20 protein-coding genes are annotated in these 20,342 nt (G+C 59.9%); 6 read left to right on the top strand and 14 right to left on the bottom strand.

Features of this window, described 5'->3' with window-relative positions:
- Window positions 1-12: 12 nt before the first annotated feature.
- On the bottom strand, window positions 13-990 hold the full coding sequence (locus tag P3G66_RS29685; RefSeq protein WP_276117563.1) for a hypothetical protein: 978 nt from the start codon (window positions 988-990) through the stop codon (window positions 13-15).
- A 29-nt stretch (window positions 991-1,019) separates the two neighbouring features.
- Entirely contained in the window at window positions 1,020-1,505 is a 486-nt protein-coding gene (locus P3G66_RS29680) for a hypothetical protein (protein WP_276117562.1), read from the bottom strand.
- A gap of 376 nt (window positions 1,506-1,881) precedes the next feature.
- On the opposite strand from P3G66_RS29680, the gene P3G66_RS29675 reads away from it, so the two are divergent.
- Window positions 1,882-2,310 (top strand): hypothetical protein, encoded by a 429-nt coding sequence (locus tag P3G66_RS29675; protein WP_276117561.1) that lies wholly within the window; start codon window positions 1,882-1,884, stop codon window positions 2,308-2,310.
- Window positions 2,311-4,063: 1,753 nt separating this feature from the next.
- Here P3G66_RS29675 and P3G66_RS29670 read toward each other — a convergent pair.
- Window positions 4,064-4,393, bottom strand: a complete 330-nt coding sequence (locus P3G66_RS29670) for a hypothetical protein (RefSeq protein ID WP_276117560.1) — start codon at window positions 4,391-4,393, stop codon at window positions 4,064-4,066.
- A 463-nt stretch (window positions 4,394-4,856) separates the two neighbouring features.
- Here P3G66_RS29670 and P3G66_RS29665 point away from each other — a divergent pair, with 463 nt between their 5' ends.
- Complete coding sequence (locus tag P3G66_RS29665; RefSeq protein ID WP_276117559.1) at window positions 4,857-5,060, top strand: cold-shock protein; 204 nt, start codon at window positions 4,857-4,859, stop codon at window positions 5,058-5,060.
- 367 nt (window positions 5,061-5,427) lie between these two features.
- On the opposite strand, the gene P3G66_RS29660 is transcribed toward P3G66_RS29665, so the two are convergent.
- Together P3G66_RS29660 and P3G66_RS29655 are read right to left on the bottom strand one after the other, a co-directional pair.
- A complete protein-coding gene (locus tag P3G66_RS29660; protein WP_276117558.1) occupies window positions 5,428-5,595 on the bottom strand; it encodes a hypothetical protein in 168 nt (55 codons plus the stop codon).
- Between the two features lie 72 nt (window positions 5,596-5,667).
- Entirely contained in the window at window positions 5,668-5,847 is a 180-nt protein-coding gene (locus tag P3G66_RS29655) for a hypothetical protein (RefSeq protein WP_276117557.1), read from the bottom strand.
- Window positions 5,848-6,381: 534 nt separating this feature from the next.
- On the opposite strand from P3G66_RS29655, the gene P3G66_RS29650 reads away from it, so the two are divergent.
- Complete coding sequence (locus P3G66_RS29650; protein WP_276117556.1) at window positions 6,382-6,771, top strand: Lsr2 family protein; 390 nt, start codon at window positions 6,382-6,384, stop codon at window positions 6,769-6,771.
- Between the two features lie 265 nt (window positions 6,772-7,036).
- Here P3G66_RS29650 and P3G66_RS29645 read toward each other — a convergent pair whose 3' ends face one another.
- Complete coding sequence (locus P3G66_RS29645; protein ID WP_276117555.1) at window positions 7,037-7,168, bottom strand: hypothetical protein; 132 nt, start codon at window positions 7,166-7,168, stop codon at window positions 7,037-7,039.
- 135 nt (window positions 7,169-7,303) lie between these two features.
- On the opposite strand from P3G66_RS29645, the gene P3G66_RS29640 reads away from it, so the two are divergent.
- Window positions 7,304-7,504 (top strand): hypothetical protein, encoded by a 201-nt coding sequence (locus P3G66_RS29640; protein WP_276117554.1) that lies wholly within the window; start codon window positions 7,304-7,306, stop codon window positions 7,502-7,504.
- Here the strand turns inward: P3G66_RS29640 and P3G66_RS29635 are convergent, their stop codons facing one another.
- From P3G66_RS29635 to P3G66_RS29615, 5 genes are all read right to left on the bottom strand, one after another.
- A complete protein-coding gene (locus P3G66_RS29635; protein WP_276117553.1) occupies window positions 7,505-7,753 on the bottom strand; it encodes a hypothetical protein in 249 nt (82 codons plus the stop codon).
- A gap of 860 nt (window positions 7,754-8,613) precedes the next feature.
- Window positions 8,614-9,786 (bottom strand): ATP-binding protein, encoded by a 1,173-nt coding sequence (locus P3G66_RS29630; protein WP_276117552.1) that lies wholly within the window; start codon window positions 9,784-9,786, stop codon window positions 8,614-8,616.
- Between the two features lie 178 nt (window positions 9,787-9,964).
- Window positions 9,965-13,714, bottom strand: coding sequence for a P-loop NTPase fold protein (locus tag P3G66_RS29625; RefSeq protein WP_276117551.1), 3,750 nt, complete (start codon window positions 13,712-13,714; stop codon window positions 9,965-9,967).
- A 722-nt stretch (window positions 13,715-14,436) separates the two neighbouring features.
- Window positions 14,437-15,111 carry a hypothetical protein gene (locus tag P3G66_RS29620; protein WP_276117550.1) on the bottom strand — a complete coding sequence of 225 codons (675 nt, stop codon included), beginning with the start codon at window positions 15,109-15,111 and terminating at the stop codon, window positions 14,437-14,439.
- 69 nt (window positions 15,112-15,180) lie between these two features.
- A complete protein-coding gene (locus P3G66_RS29615; RefSeq protein ID WP_276117549.1) occupies window positions 15,181-16,686 on the bottom strand; it encodes a pentapeptide repeat-containing protein in 1,506 nt (501 codons plus the stop codon).
- A gap of 119 nt (window positions 16,687-16,805) precedes the next feature.
- Here P3G66_RS29615 and P3G66_RS29610 point away from each other — a divergent pair, with 119 nt between their 5' ends.
- Window positions 16,806-17,135, top strand: coding sequence for a hypothetical protein (locus P3G66_RS29610; protein WP_276117548.1), 330 nt, complete (start codon window positions 16,806-16,808; stop codon window positions 17,133-17,135).
- Between the two features lie 137 nt (window positions 17,136-17,272).
- Here the strand turns inward: P3G66_RS29610 and P3G66_RS29605 are convergent, their stop codons facing one another.
- A complete protein-coding gene (locus P3G66_RS29605; RefSeq protein WP_276117547.1) occupies window positions 17,273-17,497 on the bottom strand; it encodes a hypothetical protein in 225 nt (74 codons plus the stop codon).
- A 22-nt stretch (window positions 17,498-17,519) separates the two neighbouring features.
- The gene (locus P3G66_RS29600) at window positions 17,520-18,395 is read right to left on the bottom strand and encodes a helix-turn-helix domain-containing protein (protein WP_276117546.1); all 876 of its coding nucleotides are present in this window, start codon (window positions 18,393-18,395) and stop codon (window positions 17,520-17,522) included.
- A 310-nt stretch (window positions 18,396-18,705) separates the two neighbouring features.
- Between P3G66_RS29600 and P3G66_RS29595 the strand changes: the two genes are divergently transcribed.
- Window positions 18,706-19,740, top strand: a complete 1,035-nt coding sequence (locus P3G66_RS29595; RefSeq protein WP_276117545.1) for a DUF6615 family protein — start codon at window positions 18,706-18,708, stop codon at window positions 19,738-19,740.
- 80 nt (window positions 19,741-19,820) lie between these two features.
- On the opposite strand, the gene P3G66_RS29590 is transcribed toward P3G66_RS29595, so the two are convergent.
- On the bottom strand, window positions 19,821-19,997 hold the full coding sequence (locus P3G66_RS29590) for a hypothetical protein (protein ID WP_276117544.1): 177 nt from the start codon (window positions 19,995-19,997) through the stop codon (window positions 19,821-19,823).
- Window positions 19,998-20,342 lie beyond the last annotated feature (345 nt).

Below are 20,342 nucleotides of genomic sequence, written 5' to 3'. Positions count from 1 at the left end.
GTCCTCGATGTTTTAGGATCCGAACGGCGCGAGGAGTGGATCGAGAGAACCGACTGCCCCGGCGCCGACGTGGGCGAGCGTGGTTGCGCCGCGCAAGACGAGTAGTGGTGGCAAGGCGCCGCCGTTCGCTTCCGATCCGCTGATCAGGTCACCGTCCGGGGTGAAGGCGATGGCCTCACCTTGTGGCTGGCTGGGTAACGGGACACGTACCGGGGTGGTCGTGGTGAGCGCGGATGCGATGTCTGCGTCGGGCGCCGAGTAGAGGTAGACGTCCGAGTATGTACGTAGTGCCGCTACGGTTCCGTCGGCGCTGACGGAACCGCCTGTGACGGTTTTGCTGCCCTCCGTACCTTTGTACCCCCCGGGCGTCGCCGTGGGTGTGATGGTCACGGACCCGATTTTCTGCAGTGTAGTGACCGCTGTGGTGCTGAGTTCGGAAATGGTGGCAGGGGTTGCCGGGGTGTAGATTCCGGCGGTTCCGGAGAAGTCTTTGGTCACGATGATCGGTGTTCCGGCCCGCGTCAGCAGGAGTGCCTCGGCGTTGTGGGCGCCGTCGGGATAGGACAGTCGACGTGCGCCGGTGGTGACGCCGTCGGGTGTTATCGGAATCAAGGCGACAGCCGAGCGCTTGGCCTTGTTGTCACCGATGTCGGCGAGCCAGAGAGTTCCATCGCTGGAAGCCGCCAGGTCCTCGACGTCGACACGCGGCACGGGGACCGGTATCCATCGCGTTAGGCGGCAGTGTGAGTCCAGTTCGGCGACACGGTCGTCGGAATTGCTGTCACCGATGGCGTACATACTTCCGCCGGTGACAGTCAGGCCCGACAATTCCTCGAGTCCCTTGTCGGTCGGAGTGCACAAGGCCCTCCACGAGGAAGCGTCGACGACGGTGCGCTGCGGGCTCGGCGTAGCTTCGGCCGTTGGAATGAGGGCGAGGGTGCTCAGCGTCGTTGCTGCTGCGAGCGCGAGCGCTACCGGCATCGATTTCACGAACAGTGTTCCTTTGCTGCGGAAGTGGGTCAGCTCTGGCTGAGTTTGCCGAAGATGGATTCGAAGAACGATCCGAGATCTGCAGATCCGGTGCTCGGATTGGTTGTGCCGGGTTCCGTCGTGCCGGGTTCGGTTGTGCCGGGGTCGACGATCGGTACTTCGGCTACCGAGACGGGAATATTCGTCTTGAACTTCTTGCCCGGAATGGTCTCGCACTCCGATTTCACGACGTAGTCGCCGACCGCGAGCGGGCCGAAAGAGATGGGGCCGACATCGATCCCCTCTTTGACGTACTTGATCTTCTTTTCGTCGACGGTCTTGTCTGCAGAGTTCTTGATCTTGAACTCGCATTCCTTCAAGCCGTTCTCGTCGGCGACCGGGTTCACGGTGATAGTGAGGTCGGTGTTGGCGGTGACGGTGACGACGGGGTCGGCCGAGGCCAATGCCGGGGCCAGAAGCAGAAGTGGCACGGTCAAGCTGGCCAGAGCGGCGGTACGTATGGCGGTGTGCTTCATGTTCGGTTGCTTCTTTCGTTCGGCGCTGCAAACCGGAGACACGGGTGCTCGGTGGATCCGTGAGCGCGAAAATGGTTGATACTGTGCGGAATACCGCATCTCGATACGCGGCTGTGCTGGACGATAACACCGAAGGTTCCCGAGATGGGGAGCTACGTCGGTTCCTTCAGTACAGCGAAACCACCTGGAACGTACGGAGATATCTGTGCCTTCACGTCACCTCAATGAGTGATCGATCAGAGTAAATCGTAGCTCAACTACAACCAATGAATCTCTGCTATCTTTCGATCTGATTCTCCCGGACGTGTACTGTGTCGCGCGCGGAGACCATCAACTGAACTGTCCCACTTGGCTTTCACTCCAGATATGAGGATTCATGAACCGAACCCTGTTCCGCGCATCTGTTGTCTCAGCGCTCGCCGCACCGGTTGTTCTACTGTCGAGCGGTATCGCAGCTGCAGCGCCGACCGTCGGTGTCGTCGGAAACGACGATCTGACCATCACCGTTACGCCGACTGCCGATTCAAACGGATTGCGCGAGTGCGAATTCAAGATCTACGACTCGTCCGAGACACGGGTGGCGAAGAAGGAAGCGAAGTACAAGGACGGTGCTGCCGTCGAGTCGATCACCTTCGGCCCGTACGCAGCAGGTCTCTATTCCGTGTCGTGGGAGTGCAAGGACAACAACAAGACGAAGTTCGAAAACACCGTTTCTGTACGGGTGGGTGAAACCAGTGTCGTCTCGAGTGTCGAAGATCTGCTGGGTCCGCTGCGTGCGCTACTCGGTGGTTTGAGTCTGAGCTGATCATCTCTGATTGGGGGAATGCTGCCTGTGGCGAATTCTGTGTGAGTGATCTTGATGCATGGTTTCGGTGGCGTGGGTGTATGCAGCGGCGCTGTTGTTCGGGGTCCGCGGGGCCTCAGCGTGGCCGGGGACCGTGACGTTGAGCGAAGCGGCAGCTCTTGTTGATCCGCTACCTCCTGTTCGAACCAGAATGCTGCGAACCTGTAGCTCGATGGTATTGAGGGATTGCGAGCCTGCGTCGCTTGCTCTGACATCGCATCTGCTGTCCGGTCGGTGGTGACGTGTTCGGTGGTTAGGTGCTCTGTCGGGGCAGTCGACCGAATCGCCCGTCACGCGGGTTTCTATGTGGGGCCATTTCTACGCGTGAGGAACACGCGACCGGCGTGATGCCCGCTTGTGAGGCAGGACCGGTCGTTCACCCAGAAGCACCGATCCTGCCGTGGGATAGTAAATCAGGATATGGATGCAGCAGGCACAGCCCGGGCCAATAATTTCCTCACACCGTTGCAACGGGCGGCGTTGCGAAAAGAATTGCACCCTTGAACATTCCGTAAGAAACATCGCAGCGGAGCTGGGGGTGGTGCGCGACGCTGACGAAACCTCACGCCGTGGCGCCCCGACGAGCACAAAGTCATTGATACTTTCGAGCATTGGCCCAGCTGAGTGAGGGTGCACGAGCGTCGGCCCGGCACATTCTTACTGGTTCGGAGTGTGCCGCCCTTCGGCGGCGTGCTCTCATGCTCTTCGTCGTTGTGTTCGTAGCGTCAGGGGCCGGATGCTGCGGGAACATTTTCGTAGGCGTTGGATGATATCGGCGCGAGAGGATTTGGTGATGCGAGCGCGGTAACACTTGATCCAGGCAGCCGGGCAGTAGGTCGATCACCCGCTCTCGCAGCTCGGCCGTCTTCCATGGTGGACGGTTCTGTGATGACCTCACGTGCACGAACAGACCAGGAGTGCTCGATTGATCGGGGAATTCCGGACATCAACCCGTCGTGATTATCGTCGTCGTCCGGAGGTGGTGTCGAGGTAGCTGGTGACGGCTTCGGTGGCGTTCGAAATGTATTGCGCCTCTGAGCTAGTGAGTAGGGTTCCGGTGAGAGATTCGAGGAGCAGGGTGTTGATACGGGACGGCCGAGGCTGTCAGTCCGGCTCGGGGCATCAGAGCCGCCTTTCTCCTCAACGAATGTGGGGTGTCGCGCCTCACTCGACCTTTGGGTGAGAACAATGCCATGCCCGGGGCCGATTGGTCGGCATTCTCCCTATCCCCCTGGGTGGTCAGGCACGTGGTTGATCGGGATTTCGGGGCATCTGCCGAGCAGCTGCAACCCTGAGTGGCGCTGCGCGGAGCGTGGCTGCGGCGGTTTTCTGGTGCGCGACTGTGTCGGTGTGTGGTTCGGTGGCCATAGCAGCGAGGCGAGACATGACAGCGATCCATTCTGGTGGTTCTCGTGGTCTTGCCGGCGTGCGATCTGTGAGCCGTCCGAGAGGAGGAGGTACCGGCGGAATGGTGCGGCAGTGTTCGCCGTCCTGTAGCCCAGCCGTCGGCCCGAGTGGTCTTCGGATTCTTCTCTATTGTATTGCGCTGCAGAGTCTTCGAAGTCTCTGCGTTGGGGGGATGTGACTTGGCTGGGGTCTTCGCTGAACTTGTCTCATGTCGAGCAGAGAAGTCTACGATGCTTGCTGCTCTGACACCACGAGGTACGCCTCTGTGCGGCGTCTGCAGGATGCGCGCGATGCATCCTCGTGTTTTTCACAATTCTGCCAGCATCGGCAGGAGTGCAGCGCCGGTGGAGATGGTGATCCCGGCGGTACCGGCGACGATGCCGAGTAAGGCTCGTAGTGATGCTGCATCACTGTCGGCAACGGTGGACCGGGAGATGGCGACGGCGCCGCAGATCACCGCGGTGACCCCCAGCACGAAGCTGAGTTCGACCAGCCAGAACGCCGAAATAGACAGTGCCCCTAAGATGATCGACGCGGTGGGTAGTCGTGAGGGTTGTTGCGGGTGCGCTTCGGTGCGATCGACGGAGGGGCGCATGGGGTTTGCGGTACGGGGGTTGCGGGGGATGGCGGCGGTCATGTTCCTCCTTCGTGGTTGAGGTGTGGCTGATGTCGTGACGAGGGCATGGTCGGTATTTCGCGTCTGAGGTTCGACCAACCCTGTGGCTGTGACTCAGGTCGGGCGTCTCCCCTTATGTGACACGGACCTCAGTCAAGTTAGCGCTCTATTGATCCGAGTGCTAACTGATTACGTGAAGTAAACGTAGATGAACTGCTATTGGGTGAGATGCCCGATCGTCAGTCCGCCGGCCGTGTGCAGTCATTCATCACAGTTGCTGGGCGGGAAGATGTGATCAGGAGCTGAGCCGATGCGGTGCACGCGTGGGACGGATCGAGTTGATCTTCATTGTCGAGTCCGGCCCCGGCGTGAATGTACTCGAAAAAAGTGATGCCTGTCGGGGCCGGGAAGCGAGCGCGTCGCTGGCAGGATTGCTCGTAGTGGTCGAGAGGTTCGGCCAGGAAACGGGAAGGAAGGTCAGGTTATGGCGCGCGGCACCGTGAAGTGGTTCAACGGGGAAAAGGGGTTCGGGTTCATCTCTCCTGAGGATGGCAGTGGGGATGTCTTCGTGCACTATTCGGGTATTGCCGGGTCGGGGTACAAGTCTCTCGAAGAGGGGCAGTTCGTGGAGTTCGAGATCGGGGACGGTGTGAAGGGGCCTCAGGCTGTCGACGTTCAGGCCCTGTGAGGTAGGTGGCCGGGGCGGGGGAGTGTCCGGCTCCCGCCCTGTCGGAGGCTGAGATGGCTTGTGCTGGCGCTGGTCCGGTCACACGGCAGCGAGATCGCGAGAGGTTACTCGTTGGTTTCCGTGTTTGATGCCTGCTGCCGTGATCGTTGTGGCTTCTTGGCTTCTTGGCTACGTGGCGTTCCGGTTGGGGTGTGGATGCACAAAATGGTCTTACGAGGACTGAAGCGCTTAGGCTCTCGTGCGCAGTTGGGGTGCAAGCGTTTCGAGACTTGTGCTTGCTCGTCGTGTACCTGCCCGGCGGGTGGGCGCGTGTGTGGTCGGTCGCGTCGGGGTGAGAAGAAACCCCGTCCATCGATGATGGGTCGGGTCAGCTCCGTATGGGTATGCGTGTCAGGACGAAGGCGGCAGCGATTGCGGAACCGGTGGAGACTCCCTCCCACGGGTTGCTGCTCATGGCGCCCACAACCACGCCGGAGAATATTCCGGCTGACAGGGCAAGGGCGCGGGCGAAATGCGCCGGACGATTGTGGTGCATGGACCCAGTCTTCGTTCCTGGCAGAGCTTTGCCGGTGATCGAAAAGCTTCCGGATTCCAAGGCGGCTCGGGCTCACACGGCATTGTTGGAGAAGTCGTTGCTGCCGGGTGTGGTCTTCGCGGGGTATGTGAGGCGGCCGTCGCGGCGCAGCCGCCGCATCCTACGGCCGAGCAGGTAGAAGGCCAGCGTGAACACGATCAGGCCGCCGGCGGGGATCGCGACGGCCAGGAGCAGGTCTGCGTGTGCGCTCATGGAGACCATCTTGCCTAGGAGTGTGGCAGGGTGCCGCGGTCACTGTGCCCGGCGTCGTGTTTGGCGACGGTTTCTGCGCGTGGACGGGTTCGGTCGAGAGGGCCGCGGAGGCGAGAGCGATCACCGTCAATGCTTGGCCGAGCTGTCGTCGGATCATTGCACCGCTCCCGGGGGTTCATTCGCGTGTACGCGGACTACCATTCTGCGCGAACCGGCGGCGCCGGCGTACGGGTTCGACTGTCTTCGGGTGTCACTTCTGTTGTCGAGTGACTGGTCTTAGTTCTGAGAAACTAAAGGATGCAACAGGATTCGTGTTAAATTGTCCAATTGGAGGGGATGGATTAGTCAGGCCAGGAAAGATTCGAGCGAGAGGGTGGCCGCAGCGCGGCTGCGGACGTGATCGCCGCGTCCGGCACCCCGGGGTGCCCGCGTTACGGCGCGGTAGGACCGAGGTCAGTGGGAACGCGCGATTGCGTGATACTGCAGATAGCATGAACGCCAATATCATTCATCGAGACAACGAAGAGGACTTCTGTGGCCGAAATATTGATTCGCCAACTCGTCGACGATCTCGACGGAAAACCTATCGACACCGGATTGGGCCGTCAGGTCACGTTTTCCTATCAGGGCGCTGATTATCGGATTGATTTACGCCCGGCTAACGCCGACAAGATCGAAGCGGCGTTCGCCCCGTTCATCAAGTCTGCGGAGAGAGTCTCCGCTGGAGGCAAGGTGCGTACGACAACCTCGACCGCACGCAAGGCGTCAGGGTCTGGTCGATCAGCGGAACAACTGCAGGCAATCCGGGAGTGGGCCGGCAAGAACGGCTTCGATGTTTCCCCGCGTGGGCGAATCAAAGCCGACGTCGTCGATGCGTTCGACGCCGCACACCGAAGTCTTGTGAGCGGCATCTTTTCTCACTGATACCTAGCATGTACCGCACCGGCATCCGGTGAATCTCTTCGAGGAGACGAGAAAGACTTAGGCGAGCTCGAGTCCATCCTCGGCGGCGAACACCAGTCGAGAGTCGGTCGAGGAGCTCGGTGATGTGGCCCCAAGGCAATCGCGCATCAGGTTGTTGCGCAATTGGCTCGGGGAATTCGGTGCGTAGGCCGTCGGCGAGGCGGGAGATGACCTTGGTGCCCCAGCCTTCTCTCGCTTGTCGTTGCTGGATCGTGGTGCCGATCTGTCAGTGCCGCGTGATGAGTTCGGTGTCGATTCTGCGTGCAGCCTGCGCGCGTGCGTCGCGTACTTGTGTCTTGATCTGTTCGAGCAGTTCGCCGTATCCGGTCGGTTCGATCTGATCGTCTCGTGTGCTCATTGTATTCATCTTCGCATGTGAAGGATCTGACCTTGTCGCATTGATATGGGCGGAACATCTACACCTAAGGATGTCGGGCGACTGGGCCTCGACAGTGCTCACAGAGAGTCGCGGGATTGCAGTAAGCGTGCAGCGATGCGATCGACGATCGGGGCGCGCCTGGTCGGGGCCGTCCGTGACTTTCCTGGTGGTCACAGCACGTCACGTTTGCCTACGCGGACCGACCTGGTTGCTGTGTTGGCCGGAGCGTTCGTCGCTTCCGGGTATGCGACCGTCCGCGAACTGCTCTCCGGCTTCCGCGAAGTGGAAGACTCAGGCCAGGCCGTGGGCGGGTGATCAGAAAACTCGACGGTTCTTCACCGCGTATCGAGGGTGGTCTTCGCGCGTGCGCCCCGTAGAGGCTGCGGCGAGTGGTATCTGCCGTTGTTTCTGAACTGTGCCGGTACGCGGGCAGTCAGGGGAGACACGGCCGTCGAGAAAGTTCTCGACATCATGCACGGACGGACGGGCGACGTGGGCGATCCGCCGACTACTGGTGACGGTGGTCGGCGGATCGTGCACATCCGCCGTTGCTCGCGTGGACATGCAATGGCTGCTGTCGGGTCGGTGCTGACTGTTCAGAAGCCATATCGACGACCCGTCACGTGTGCAGCGCGCCGCCGTTGTTCTGGGTACCCGTCAGTGATGTGGTGAAACTACAAATGTGTCCTCGAAAATGAAACATACTGTCTTATAGGCCGGTTCGCGGGAACCTGGTGTCCGTAGCACACGGTGGCTCGTCGTGGAGATCCTGCGAAGCTTGTGTGTGATCAGCCGAAGCGCACCCTGGGTCAACGCGATGAATATCCCGCTCGGCAACGGTGAGGCATGCCGAACGGGCCTCGGGTGAGTACCGATGTCGCGGGGCATGTGCTTCCGCCGTTACCTGAGGGATGTTCAGGGGCGGTGAGGCGTTTGAAAGAGGCTCGGCCAGTGTAGTTTTCGCTGCCTCTGTTCCGGCCCTGCTCTCGCTTTGGGGTGGGTCTGGACACTGTGTGGGACAGGGTTGGTGGTGTGCGCTTGTTCTGTGCGTAGTCGGGGCATGGTGTGTGCTGGGGTCGTGTTCACCAACGACGAGCAGTTCAGCCTCGAAACATGCCTAGGAGCAGGACATGGCATGGGAGGGAAGCCGACATCGCGACCGAACAACTCGTCGGCACGGTACGGCCGCTCGACCCGAACACAATCCCGCGGATGGCCCCGATCCATCGGTTCCACTGTGCCTCGTTGATGCCGAGCCCAGCCCAGCGAGCGTCTGCTGTGAAGCCTCGGCCAGACCGTGGTCCATGAGCGCACTCAGCCGGTGATCCGTGGCTGACTGAAACTCGTGCCGCTCAAACGGTTGCGGTGTGCTGGTTGTAGGTCTGCTACTGCGATCAGCAGGCGATGGTGCGGTTGTCGGGGGGTTATTCGGTGGATTGGCGGAGGATGAAGTCGGCCATGCCGGGGACGGTGAAGGCGATGCGGCCGTGTTCGGGTGCCCAGATCAGGCCTTTACGGATGGCGGTATCGCGGACGTCGCTGACTCCGCCGGGGGTCGACCCCATGAGTTCGGCTACTTTGCCCGACCGTGGTTGTTGTTCGCCGGTTACCGACAGCGCTCTCATGTAGCGGCGTTCTCGGTCGGTGGCGCGGTCCCAGCGGGAGGGGAAGAAGCCTTCGTCGAGATGGCGCCGTCCGACGTCGACGGCGAGTTCGGCGTCGGAGAGTTCGAACGGCGTGGTTGGGGCGAGATTCCAGATCGCTTTGCCGTATTCCTGAAGGAAGTAGGGGTATCCGCCGCTGGCGGTGACGAGGAGGGCGAGCGCGTCGTCGGTGAAGTCTCCGCCGTGGCGCTGGACAGGTATTCGTAGTGCGTCGGCGGCGGCGTGTCGGGTGAGGGGGCCGATGGTGTTGTAGAGGAATTGCCGTTCGGCGTAGGAGCGGTTGTCGGCGAGGACGGAGGGGAGATTCGGTAGGCCCGCGCCGATGAGGAAGAACGGCCATTCGCGTTGGCTGGCGCGGTGTTGGACAGCCAACAGCGCGGAGAGCAAGTCGTTGTCGAGGTCTTGCATTTCGTCGATGAACAGCCCGAATGCGCTGTTGCGCGTGCGGAGGGCAGCGGTGATGGCTTCGACGAGTTCCTCGAAGTCGAGGTCGATGTCGCCGCTTGTCGCGGGGTGGCCGGCGGAGAAGTTGACGGTGGCGGGTCCGAGCCCGACACCGAGGGAGAAGCCGCGAGCGATGTCGATCAGGGGGTCGATGGCGTGTTGAATCTTGTGTTTGCGACTGTAACGTCGTAAACCGACGGTCAGTTCTTGGGCGAGTTTGGCGCGGACCGCCGCAGTGCCGGCGTCGTTGGGACGCGCTTCGATGCCGATGGTCAGCCATCCCTGACGATCTGCATGCTCGGCGAGGGTATTGAGCAGTGTTGTCTTTCCGACTCCGCGCAGCCCGGAGAGGATCATGCCGCGGTCGTAATTGCGGCGCTTGCTGCGCGCTACCAGGAGGTCGAACTCCTCGATCTGTTTGTCGCGTCCTTCGAGGGCGGGTGGGCGTAGGCCGGAGCCGGGTTTGAAGGGATTCAGTTCGAGGTCCATCTCGACGACTATAGCCAAATATGGAAAATTTCCCATATCTTGCGATAACTACCGATAGATCGCGATACGCGGGCCCTCCAGTATTGGCAGCAGGTATTTATCGGCCGGCCGTTGCAATCATCGGAGGCCGCCGGACTGCAGTCGGTGAACCGTGCGAGCCGGCATCCCGGCGCAATTACTAGTTGCTGGTGTACTGCACCCGTTTGGATCTTCCGAAGAAACCGCCGGTAGTGGTTGAGTAGCCGAGTCGTGGGAGGACACGTAAAGCTTTGGTTTCGAGGTCTTTGTTTCCGTCGACGGCTGTTTTGATTCGTTCTCCGAGTGCTCCTTTTATGCCGTAGGGCAGGGGGTCGCCCAGAGTGTCTAGCGCGGTGAGTGCGAGTTCGGTTGCGCTTACGTTGCGGCTGTCGGAGGTGCTGAGGGCGAGGAGGCCGTAGACGATTGTTTCGATCAGTTTTTTGCGTGCTGCCGTTTCGTTGATGTGCGCGTTGGTCCAAAGGTCCACGACGGCACGGCGTTGAGTGTTGTTCGTTGCGCGGGAGAAGCGGTCGCAGAGTAGATCTGCCACCATTTTGTCGTCGGCAGCGGCCAGTCCGATTGCCCGCAGAGTGAGTTCGTCGGGGGCACTTGTGTCGGGTTCGTTGAGGTAGTGGTTGAGGACTGGGCGTCGTTGATCGGATCCCCAGTCCTTTTGGGTGGACTCCGCGGCTTCTACGAACTCAGTTGAGACAGCGTGGGCGGCCGCGAGTCGGTCGAAGACTAATACGAAGTCGTCCGGGCCTGGTTTTGTCAAACTCACCCACAGACTCGCGGCGCGAGATGACTGATCTGCGTAGTTGTCGATAACCTCGGCCATCATCTGAGGCGTAGGGAGCGCTGTCATTTCGGCAGGCGCCAGCCCACTGTGGGTAGCGATGATGAGCGGAACTTCGACGTGCCCGAGTTCGTCGAGCCAGGGACTGGATTCTGCTTCGCTCAGGATTCCATGGATCTCGGTATCGTTGGTCGATCCTGCTCGGGCGGCGACTGCGGTGGCTCCGTTGTTGGTGATGTATCGGTACAGCGGGTCGTCGCGGCCTACTGGACTCAGGGTTTCGGCGAGGGTGTCTTGAAGTGTGGACACGACAGCCGCTGCGACGAGGGAGCCGTCGACGAGTCCGGCGGCGGTGAACAGGTCAGCTCGTGTCAGCAATCGACGGCGCTCGGACGCTTCGTCACTACTGGTGACGAAGGTGTCCAGTTCGTTGGTGATCGTTGAGGTGAGGTCTGGCTGGGCGCCGGGTGGGAGGGCGGCGATAAGTGGTTGCAGTGCATCGAGTACGGCTTTCGTTTCGTCATCCGGCGATTCGTTCGCCCACAAGCTGGTCAGCAGTCGATTGATCAACACGGCGTGAGCCGGCTGGATCGCTGCCGGAGCTACTGCCTGCAACCACACCGGCCATAGGTTCGCATGGCGGCGTCGGCCAGATGTGAGAAGTGCGGCTGCTAGTTCCGGCTGCGTGGTGGGTTCGCTTCGACGGATGAGTTGTTCGGCCGAGTCCCGTGCAGGTCGTGCATCGATGGCGAGGAGAAGGCGAATGGTTTCGTGTTGCACGGGTGTCTCGCGTGTGCCGGCGTGTTCGGCAAGTGAGAGTAGGAGTGTAGTGGGGTCGTAGGGCTCCTCTTCGGGTGCCGATGCGGTGCTCGTGGTGCCTGGGGATACAGTGCTCGACTGTTGTTGTGCTTCGGTCCATTCTTTGTGAGCAGCGAGAGCGTCTGTGGCTCGTCTGGTGACGTCCGCGCGGAGTGTCGTGAGTACCTGTATGACGTCGTCGTCTGGAGCAGCGAAGAGCAAGTCGAGTGTGTTGATCCCATTCTCGGAGACCAGCGACGATGCGAGGTAGTCCGACATTTCATCTGGTGCCGCGCCGAGGGCTATCAGTGCGTCGTTGACGAGGAAGTCTTTCGGTGTTTTCGACCCAGGTGTGAGTGTCGCGGCCACTACGCGAGCGCGAAGTGCGCGTGCTCCGGTCTCAGAGCAGGCGTTGGCAAGCGTCCATGCGCTGGCGACGGTGTCTTTGTCGAGTACTCCCGTCGCGTCGTCATGCAGTCCGCAGATTTCCTCGGCGACGGCGTCGACGACACGGGCGATGTGAAGATCCGGCATGCTCGAAGTGAGGAGCAGGAAGGAGCGTGCTGTGTTGGGTGCGGCTACTCCGCTTCCTGTACGGATCTGCTGGTTCAAGAGTTCGAGGACACCGTCTCGTTCCGTCTCATTGAGCCCGGTGACTCGGCGCTTGAGCGTTTCGAGGTCCTCGTCCTCGGCGGCTTGTTCGAGGGCCAGGGCGAGTTCACCGTCGAGGCCGAAAACGGCTCCGCTGCTTTGCATGTAGATCAGGTTGCGTGAAGGTCCCGGCACTTGTCGCGTGCGGCTCAGGTAGTTCAGCAGTTGTTTGTTGTGGGCTTTGGTGGTTGGTGTGGGCGAACCAGCGTCTGTCATCGCGTCGGCGTCACGCTCGCTGGTCGTATTCTCCGTTTGTTCTTCGTCGCCGGAGGCGCTGGTGTTTTCTCTGGATGTCAGAACTGTGGCTGGGGGCGCGCCGGCGAGGGCGTAGGCCCGAGCCAGTTGTTGTGCGCGTTCGGAGACGCTGGCCGGGAAGGGTTCGGTTTCGTCTCGCATCAGTTGAAGCACCAAGCTCGGTAGGTTCGAGTCGACCGCCAAATCTCGTGCGAACAAGGGGAACTCGACGCGCAGACAGACGAGTCGGGCGATCGCGGCGGCACTGTCGCGCGGATGCTCGGACAAGAGACCGGTCCGGTGTCGTTCCTCTGCCAGACGGTAGGTCAAAGCAAACGTGTTCAAGAGGTGCTTGACGCGACGGGGGCTGGACACATGAGTAGGAACAAGAACCGAGAGAACATACTCGGTCTTGATTTCAGCCCAGATTCCGCCGCGATCACTGACCAGCATGTTCGCGTACTTGCTGACGCTCTGGGTCAGCAGTGGCGGAAGGCTGATCTGATACTGGAAGACTTTGTCGAGGTAGGCGCTGCCGGTGCTGTAGTAGGGGTTAGCCGCGTTCGCAGGTGTCGATTGTTTCGCCGCCCGTGTGAGTGCTTCCTCGAGGACGTTTTGGTCCGCTGCGATGATGAACACGCATCTGTCGATACCGAGGAAGGTACGTACCGTGTCCAGGGTGGCGACAACTTCGGTAGCTGAGCATCGATCGAGTTCGTCGACGAATACGACCAGACGTTTCGCACGTGTATCGGATACCAGGTCACGGAAGAGCTGTTCGAACTGTTCGTCGCTCTCTGGTTTTGCGAGACTGCGATCCACGCTGAATGTCTTACTGGCCAGGGTGATCAAAGCGGCGAGCAGGCTTGCCGGCAGTAGACCGGCGGTAACGACTTGCTTGGACAGAGCACGGAACGAGACCCAATATTCGCCGTGCTGAACCCAGGCCACGATTGCAACGACGACGCCTAGTATCAATGTCAGCGCGGTCATGAGAAGTGCGAAGACGCAGATTAACTTCACGATCGCGGCCGGTGGGACACGGATATCGGTCTTCGTCCGCCCGCTGTAAAGATCGGCATGGTATTTGCTGTCGTTCTGGCCGAGACCTTTCGCGACGGCGCTGATAAAATTGCGCCGCAGAGGGACGTCGGCGTACTTGAAGGCATCGAAGCGAACGAAACGAATGCCGTTCTTGCGATCTATCTGGGATTGGAGCAAGTTGGCAATACCACTCTTACCCGAACCCCAAGGGCCGTAAAGCGCGATGTTCGATGGGGTACTGACCGACGAAACGAGAGATGCCAGTTGACCAACGATGCCCTCATGGGCGAGTCGGTCCTCTCCAACATCGGCCAGTTCCCGATCATCGATTAGGTCTTCAGCGTGGAGTGTGACTGAACCGGCGTTCTCGGTTGCACTTCGTGACATAGCGTCCGTACTCCATCAGTAGTGCTAACTCCGGTCAGTGTGGGTCTGTGCGCCGAGCAGTATTGCCGCGATTCTATGCGCCGCTCTATTCACTTCCGAAACGGGCACAGCGCTGCGGTCCTATGTGGTAAAAATCAGCGTCCCTTCGCCGAATGCGACTGCGGGCGATACGAAATTGCACGGGCCGTCACGTCCTGCTACGTGGGGTAATGAGAAAAGGATTTGGCTTCACGTGCATTCGGGCGGAGGGAGAGAGACTTTCGAGAGCGGCTCTTTCGCGCATGATTCTTCTCGGCTACATGGTGCCAGGCTTACGTAGGTTCGTCTGTGAGTGTCGCAAGACGTTTTCCTTCGCTGGGATGCACGAGGATGAAGCCGGCGTCGTCGAATACTTGTTGTGCGGTTTGTGGGTTGTATCCGTCGAAGTTGGTGGGCGCAGGGGGGGTGGTGCCCACTGCGACGCTGGTTGTGCGAGGAGCGTGGGATTGATACGGCGTCGGAGCCACAGCTGAGAGCACTGCTCGATGACGGCTTTGGTCAACGCGTCGATGGAGGTGAGGGACCCCGTACATGGAATCGAGTGTGTCTTCGGTGAGATAGGTGTCGGCAAGGGTGTCGGCGGTCCTTAGGGATGCGCCTTCACTGGTGGCTGGCTTTCGTGGGAGGGGGCGAATCCAGGTTGTGGGGGGCCTTGCGGTGTGATCGGTGATGCATGGTCATCTTCATCCATTGCGATCGGTGGACGAAGCTGTTGCGAGTCTCGAGGGTCCATTGGACCCAGCCCTTGGGGCCGGCGGCAACGACTGCCGCACGATACTGCGTAGGAATGCTTCTTGTAGCGCTGCACCGGCAGCGTCGTCGAGGGAGAGGGCCTTTTGCAGTTTTTTGCCAGTTTGTCCGGTGAGATATGGGTAGTTGTCCGAGGTGTCGGATGTGCAAAGCATTCCGAAGTCGGCGCGGAGTACGTTCAATGAGAGGCCACCGACGACGATTGCAGTTCCGGTGAGGATATCGAGGGTGGATCCGATGGAGCGAAAGAACGCGGTTCGGTGTGCTCCGATTTCCGCTTCTCGGCGTCGGTCGATTTCGAGACGGTCATTGAGTTTAGTTGGCTGACCGAATCCTTCGGCAAGTTTGCGAGTGAGGAAGATGTCTTCAGCGCGTATGCGTTCCTGATACTGGTAATAGTGCAGGGCGGATTCGTCCAAGCTCGTCGCAATGCTCCGAGCTGCGCTGACAGCGTAGTGAGAGAGCTCAGCCAAAGTACTGCGGGTCAACTGATAGTTGGCCCACCAGTTGATTCCCCCAACCGTATCGTCGAGGTCATCGTTTATTTCGTCTGCGAGAGCTTTCGCTGCAAGTTTGGCTTTGAAGACTGGTTTGTCGTAGGGCGGCATATGCCCAGTATCGTCTGGAGATCGCGAGTAGGAGTGACGCTGTCCTGCGAGATTGCTCTGACAGGACGCCTAGGGGTGGACCGCGGTTGACGCTTCCGGCCGCCATTTGGCGGGGGAAATCGAGTCGGGCTTAGTTGCGGTGGGCGCAAGTCCAGGTCGAGGGTCCCAGTCGAAATGGACTTGATTCCACCTGACTGGCTTGTCGAATGATGTCTTTTTGGCGAGGAACGTAGCCCGATCGAACGAGGTTTCCTCTCCGAAGAACCCCGCCCGAAGGAACGAAGTTTCCTCGCCGGTGAACTCTGCGTCGATGAACAGTGTTTTTGTGCTGTGGAACTCCGCCCCGTCGAACGATGTCCATTCCCCGAGAAACTTCGCGCCCTTCAACGATGTCCAATCGCCGTGGAATTTCGCGCGGCCGAAGGAGGTTCCCTGGCCGGTGAACTCTGCGTCGATGAACAGTGTTTTTGTGCTGTGGAACTCCGCCCCGTCGAACGAGGTTTCCGTTCGATGGAATTTTGCTTCTATGAACGATGCTTTCCTTCCATGAAATTTTGCCTGGTCGAACTTCGCGTGCTCGCCGTAGAACTCGGTTTTGTCGAACGACGCTTCTTCACTGTGGAACTCCGTGTCGGTGAACGACGCACCTTCGCCATGAAATATTGCCTGGCTGAACGATGTTCGCGTCCCGTAGAACTGCGCTCGGTCAAATGATATCGGCCCACGAAAAATCGAACCCACAAGGCGGACGTCCTCCAGCACTGCTTCTTGAAGGTCGAATGATCGGTCACTCCACGAGGGACAAGAGGATTTTTGCAGGTGGTCTCCTATTACGCGGATAATTGTTTTGCGGACTTCTCGATCGTTCTGTCGGATCTCGAAGTGTTCCTCGATTTCTCCAGTTGCGATTCCATCGGAAGCGACGCGAGGTCTGCTGATTACACGTTTGGTTTGATGACTGACGCCATGCGCTAGATCATAAGGGAGTCGAAGATAGCCACACAGAACGTCGATACAGGTCTGAACCTCCGCGGGCTCATTGCTTGAATGCCAGTCATCAGCCAGCGCAGACATCGCGAAAACCCCCGCAATGCGCACCGCAGCCGAGGGATGTGCTAGCTGCGAAGCGGCATCTGTAAAACGCGTCCGCAGCTCTCTTCGGAGGGTGGCCTCATGCTGGTCGGTGCTAAGTTTGTAGGCCTTTGCAGTGATCAATTGTGTTGCGGCGGCAGTTTTCTGATTCTCGTCAGCGGTTCGCTGGCGGCGATACGCCAGATATGCGGCGCCGCCGGCAGCAGTGAGTGCAACGAAGGCGACGGTTACTCGGGTGGCCTCGAACCACTGACCGTCCTGTAAGTGATGGTCCCAAAGCGGCCACCACGGTCCCTTTCCATCGATCACTCGGATGAAGAAGGTCAAGACTACAAATGACAGGAAGCCGGTGAGGGCAACTCCGACGGCGGTTCCGGCGAGGAGCCTTGTGTGATTGGTCGACCTGGCTGATTTCGTCGAGGTCGTATTCTCGAGTGGTTCTTGCAGGTCGTCTGTGAAAGACTCCGCTTCGTTGGGACGCACACCTCATTCTGACCGCCCGATGGCGCTTTTTCGGATAACAAACGTGTTGTGTTGTGGGACAGGTGCCCATAGGGGGCGGCTCGGTCGTTGTTGTCGGAGGGCCGTCCACAGATCGCCGGGTGAAGCCCGGTAATGCCGATGCTGCCGTGTGGATCTACCCGATCGACCGCAACCGGCTGCTCGCGTTCTTTCGCCCGGAAATTTCGCCGCAGCTGCCGTTCGTTCTCGACGCGCTTGAGACCTACGAGATCAATCGAGAGATCGTCGCTGCCGCCTACGAGAAAGTCTTCGAGCATCCTGGCGACGACATCGCGAGCACCATCACGGTGCCCCCGCGGCCGATCGCTCCCCGCGCCGAGACAGTGGTTGATTTGTCGCGGCGACCTACCCGATGGTTCGAGAGCGCGGAGCCGCCGCCGGCACCGGTGTCCCGCTGGTACCAACGCTGATCACCGACCTCCGATGCCCCGGACGAGTCCACGCCTACGGCTGACCGTGCGCAGGATCGCCGTGTCGGTACGTGCAGATCAGCATGTACCGACACGGCGCCGGCCTCACCGATTGGGCGGTGACGGTCCGCCAGCATCTATGAATCGGGTGTTTCTTCCCTCCTGCCACCCGGTTGATACGCGTCTTTGCACGCGGTCAAGAAGGTGAGCATTCCGGTCAAGATGAATGCTGCGGTGGCAGTACCGAACGGGATAATCAGCACCACGGCAAGCACGCCCACTGTGACGAGCGAGGTCAGCGGATGGGTGTACCACTGGTAGGCGCTCGGGTTCGGCTGACTGTCAGAGCGATTCGAGTTCATGTGGGTCTCCGTGATCTTGAGTTCAGAAGGGGCTAGCAGGGAGTGCAAGCGTGGGGCGAAGGTGCCCAACGTATTTCGGGTATTTCGGATCAACGCCTTTGCCGCTTCGTCGAGGACTTTCGAGGCGAGGTTGATGGTTGCGCTCGGTATTGAGGTACTCGATAAGCGAGTAGCCCGGGGGCCAGAGTGATTCAGGCAGGTCGTTGACGAGGGGCGTGACGACGTCGTTCTTGCGGAACCGACTGAGCCGGTTGCGAGCCGCTGACGCAGAGATACCCATCTCCTGTGCTGCATCCGCGATGGTGAAACCTTTGGCGACCATGTGCAGAATTGGTCGCACTTCCAAGGGGGCACCTTGGATGAGCTCGAACACGAAACCATTCAGGAGGTCTGACTGGTCGAAGGGATGGAGTCGATCGAGTTGCGTCCCGATTTCGTTGCTTTCCTGTTCTCGAATGTGTTGTCGATTTCGCCTTTCCGCGACCCATTTCTTGATGACTGTGCCCTTGTTGATCAGGCACCGACCGATGAAATAGGTCGCAAGTGAGGACCGTTCTTTGTCCCACCTGGACCCGTCCACCACTGCGGTCACGAACGGGTCGATTGCGGCGACGATCATCTCCATTGCCAAGTCATCGCGGTCGTAGGTGGACTTCGAGAGATAGTCCAAATCTTCCTCGAGCAGGGGCAGTGACTGGCGAATCGGACTGGCGGTGAGGATTCGGCCGTCTCGCAGGAAGGCGCGCAGAGTGTTGAATGCGACCGTCCACAGTGCTTCTACCAACGCGGAGCAGTCCGGTGTGAGCCGACCGTGGAGGTCACGGGCACCCGACACGCGGGCGCGCTCAAAGAGTGCGTAAATGCGCTCCTCTTCGCTGATGGTCGTTTCTGGTTCCATTGATCCCTCCAAAGAGTCTTCGGCGAACCCTGTACGGGTTCTATCGGAGGGATAGTGAGTTCAAAGTTTTTCCGTCACGTAATGTGACGTAGATCACTTTCTGCGGGTTGGCGAAGCGGGGATTCCGGCAATGGGACCTGCCCTGGTTCGACCCTGCGTCTCGCGGCCGTTAGTTGCACGGAGGTGTCTTCTGGTGCGTCAGCGACACCTTCGCCTTTCGATATACATAAACTTGAGGGTTCGCGCGTACCGGGCGGATGCAGCCACAGTCGATGCGCTCGCCCAGACCGAAGGATGAGGAAACACAGCGATGAACCAGATGTTCAATGCGATGAACACTGTCGCCGCCGCGAGTTCGACCCTCATGGAGGCCGGCATCGCGCATGGAATTGGCCCAGGGGAGGAAAGTCTGACCGACGTCAACCTGATCCAACTGTGCCAACTCATCCCCTCGTTGAGAGTGAAGAAGTTCGGCAAGACGGAAGAAGCAGGGAACGGCGCGGACTGGGAGTGGTGGATCGGCTCTTTCGAGGACCGGTGGATCCAGCTACGCATTCAGGCCAAGCGATCCAGCCATGATGGAAGAAAGTACGAACATCTGGGCTACACGACGGAGGGCCGCACCGAGAAGCAGTACGACGTACTCATCACGAAGAGCCTGATCGAGGGAGCAATTCCCTTTCACGTCTTTTTCAACGGGTGGCCAGAAGACAGGTACCTCGTCAAAGACCTGCATCACGACGTGATCGCTCGAGATCGGAGAGCTGGGCGGGACGTGTTCCTTCCGAGTTCAGTGTGGGACTCACGGCACTGGGGTTGCACGATTGCTTCCACCGACACGGTCAAGACCATCTACGAGGACCCGAAGAAATCCGGCTTTCCTCGTTCAATGCTCACCGGGTGGCAGGCAAAGGGCAAGCTCTACGTCCCGCACTACCTCACGCACTCGACTCCCTGGTCGCACCTCTTCTACTCAAGCAATACGGGCCGCACCCCGACGGTCCGGGAGGTAGCACAGAACCTGCACCGATTGCAGGGCAAAGATGGGGTACTCACCGACGAAGAGTTTCTGGATATGACGCACCCTCAACCGTCGAGCTCGGCGGAAGCTGCCGCCTACGGCCAGTTCACGCTCCGGAAGGCGATCACATCGGAGCAGGACAGAACGCGCCCAAGCAGAGACCGGGAGCGTGCACAAGACTTCATCAGTTCGATCGAGTCCCCCTCCGACCTGAGCCACCTACTCGAAGATCCTGACGGAGAGGAGTCGGAACCCGCGTATAGGCTTCTGCTGGACCTGGACCCGGAAAATTCCCCCTTCTTCAATGAGAACTACCAGGGCTAGCTGTGTAAGTGTTTGTGTGCTCCGTAAAGGGCCTCTCACCGTGTGGTGGGGGGCTTTTTCGTGTGCATGGGTGTGTGAGGCTATTGCTGGTTGGTGATGGTCTGGATGAGCTGTTCGATGCTGGCGTCGGTGAGGCAGTCGACGATGTAGACGGTGAGGAGGCCCTTGATCGCGCCCCGCATGTGCTGGGTGAGGGTGCGGAGCTTCTCGCGGCGTGTAGTCCGCTCGGGTTCGTTGGTTTGCTCATGTTCGGGCATTGCTGCTCCTCGGGTGTGTGAGTCCCGCCGAGTGCAGGACTCACACCTTGAAGTCAGCCCAGGGCGTTTTTCATAGGTTCTGGCGATCTCGTTGTGACCTGCGTTGGTGCCGGCATCGGGACAGCCAGCATCAGGTCGCCGGCACTTTTGGTGGTTGCGTGCGTGGTTGCGTGCAGGGAGGGTCTGGTCGATTCGCCGGATTGATCAGCGGTAGCCGTATCGCGCAGCTGCTCGGCTTATGGTGCGTGGGTGACGACATATGGGAGAGCTGCGCAGTGGGCCCGGTGGGGGCTTCGTGTCGTTTTGGGGGTGGTGTGTGTTCTCACGCTGGTTACCTGCGCTTTC

Source organism: Rhodococcus sp. C3V, assembly GCF_029269915.1.
Classification (GTDB): domain Bacteria; phylum Actinomycetota; class Actinomycetes; order Mycobacteriales; family Mycobacteriaceae; genus Rhodococcus_F; species Rhodococcus_F qingshengii.
Note: the sequence above shows the minus strand (reverse complement) of the source record. Positions and strands in the feature narration are given on the sequence as shown.

Excerpts from the sequence above, each read along its gene's own strand:
- P3G66_RS29680 (WP_276117562.1), bottom strand. The coding sequence starts at position 1,505 with ATGAAGCACACCGCCATACGTACCGCCGCTCTGGCCAGCTTGACCGTG.
- P3G66_RS29675 (WP_276117561.1), top strand. The coding sequence starts at position 1,882 with ATGAACCGAACCCTGTTCCGCGCATCTGTTGTCTCAGCGCTCGCCGCA.
- P3G66_RS29670 (WP_276117560.1), bottom strand. The coding sequence starts at position 4,393 with ATGACCGCCGCCATCCCCCGCAACCCCCGTACCGCAAACCCCATGCGC.
- P3G66_RS29665 (WP_276117559.1), top strand. The coding sequence starts at position 4,857 with ATGGCGCGCGGCACCGTGAAGTGGTTCAACGGGGAAAAGGGGTTCGGG.
- P3G66_RS29660 (WP_276117558.1), bottom strand. The coding sequence starts at position 5,595 with ATGCACCACAATCGTCCGGCGCATTTCGCCCGCGCCCTTGCCCTGTCA.
- P3G66_RS29655 (WP_276117557.1), bottom strand. The coding sequence starts at position 5,847 with ATGAGCGCACACGCAGACCTGCTCCTGGCCGTCGCGATCCCCGCCGGC.
- P3G66_RS29645 (WP_276117555.1), bottom strand. The coding sequence starts at position 7,168 with ATGAGCACACGAGACGATCAGATCGAACCGACCGGATACGGCGAACTG.
- P3G66_RS29640 (WP_276117554.1), top strand. The coding sequence starts at position 7,304 with ATGCGATCGACGATCGGGGCGCGCCTGGTCGGGGCCGTCCGTGACTTT.
- P3G66_RS29635 (WP_276117553.1), bottom strand. The coding sequence starts at position 7,753 with ATGTCCACGCGAGCAACGGCGGATGTGCACGATCCGCCGACCACCGTC.
- P3G66_RS29630 (WP_276117552.1), bottom strand. The coding sequence starts at position 9,786 with ATGGACCTCGAACTGAATCCCTTCAAACCCGGCTCCGGCCTACGCCCA.
- P3G66_RS29625 (WP_276117551.1), bottom strand. The coding sequence starts at position 13,714 with ATGTCACGAAGTGCAACCGAGAACGCCGGTTCAGTCACACTCCACGCT.
- P3G66_RS29620 (WP_276117550.1), bottom strand. The coding sequence starts at position 15,111 with ATGCCGCCCTACGACAAACCAGTCTTCAAAGCCAAACTTGCAGCGAAA.
- P3G66_RS29605 (WP_276117547.1), bottom strand. The coding sequence starts at position 17,497 with ATGAACTCGAATCGCTCTGACAGTCAGCCGAACCCGAGCGCCTACCAG.
- P3G66_RS29600 (WP_276117546.1), bottom strand. The coding sequence starts at position 18,395 with ATGGAACCAGAAACGACCATCAGCGAAGAGGAGCGCATTTACGCACTC.
- P3G66_RS29595 (WP_276117545.1), top strand. The coding sequence starts at position 18,706 with ATGAACCAGATGTTCAATGCGATGAACACTGTCGCCGCCGCGAGTTCG.
- P3G66_RS29590 (WP_276117544.1), bottom strand. The coding sequence starts at position 19,997 with ATGCCCGAACATGAGCAAACCAACGAACCCGAGCGGACTACACGCCGC.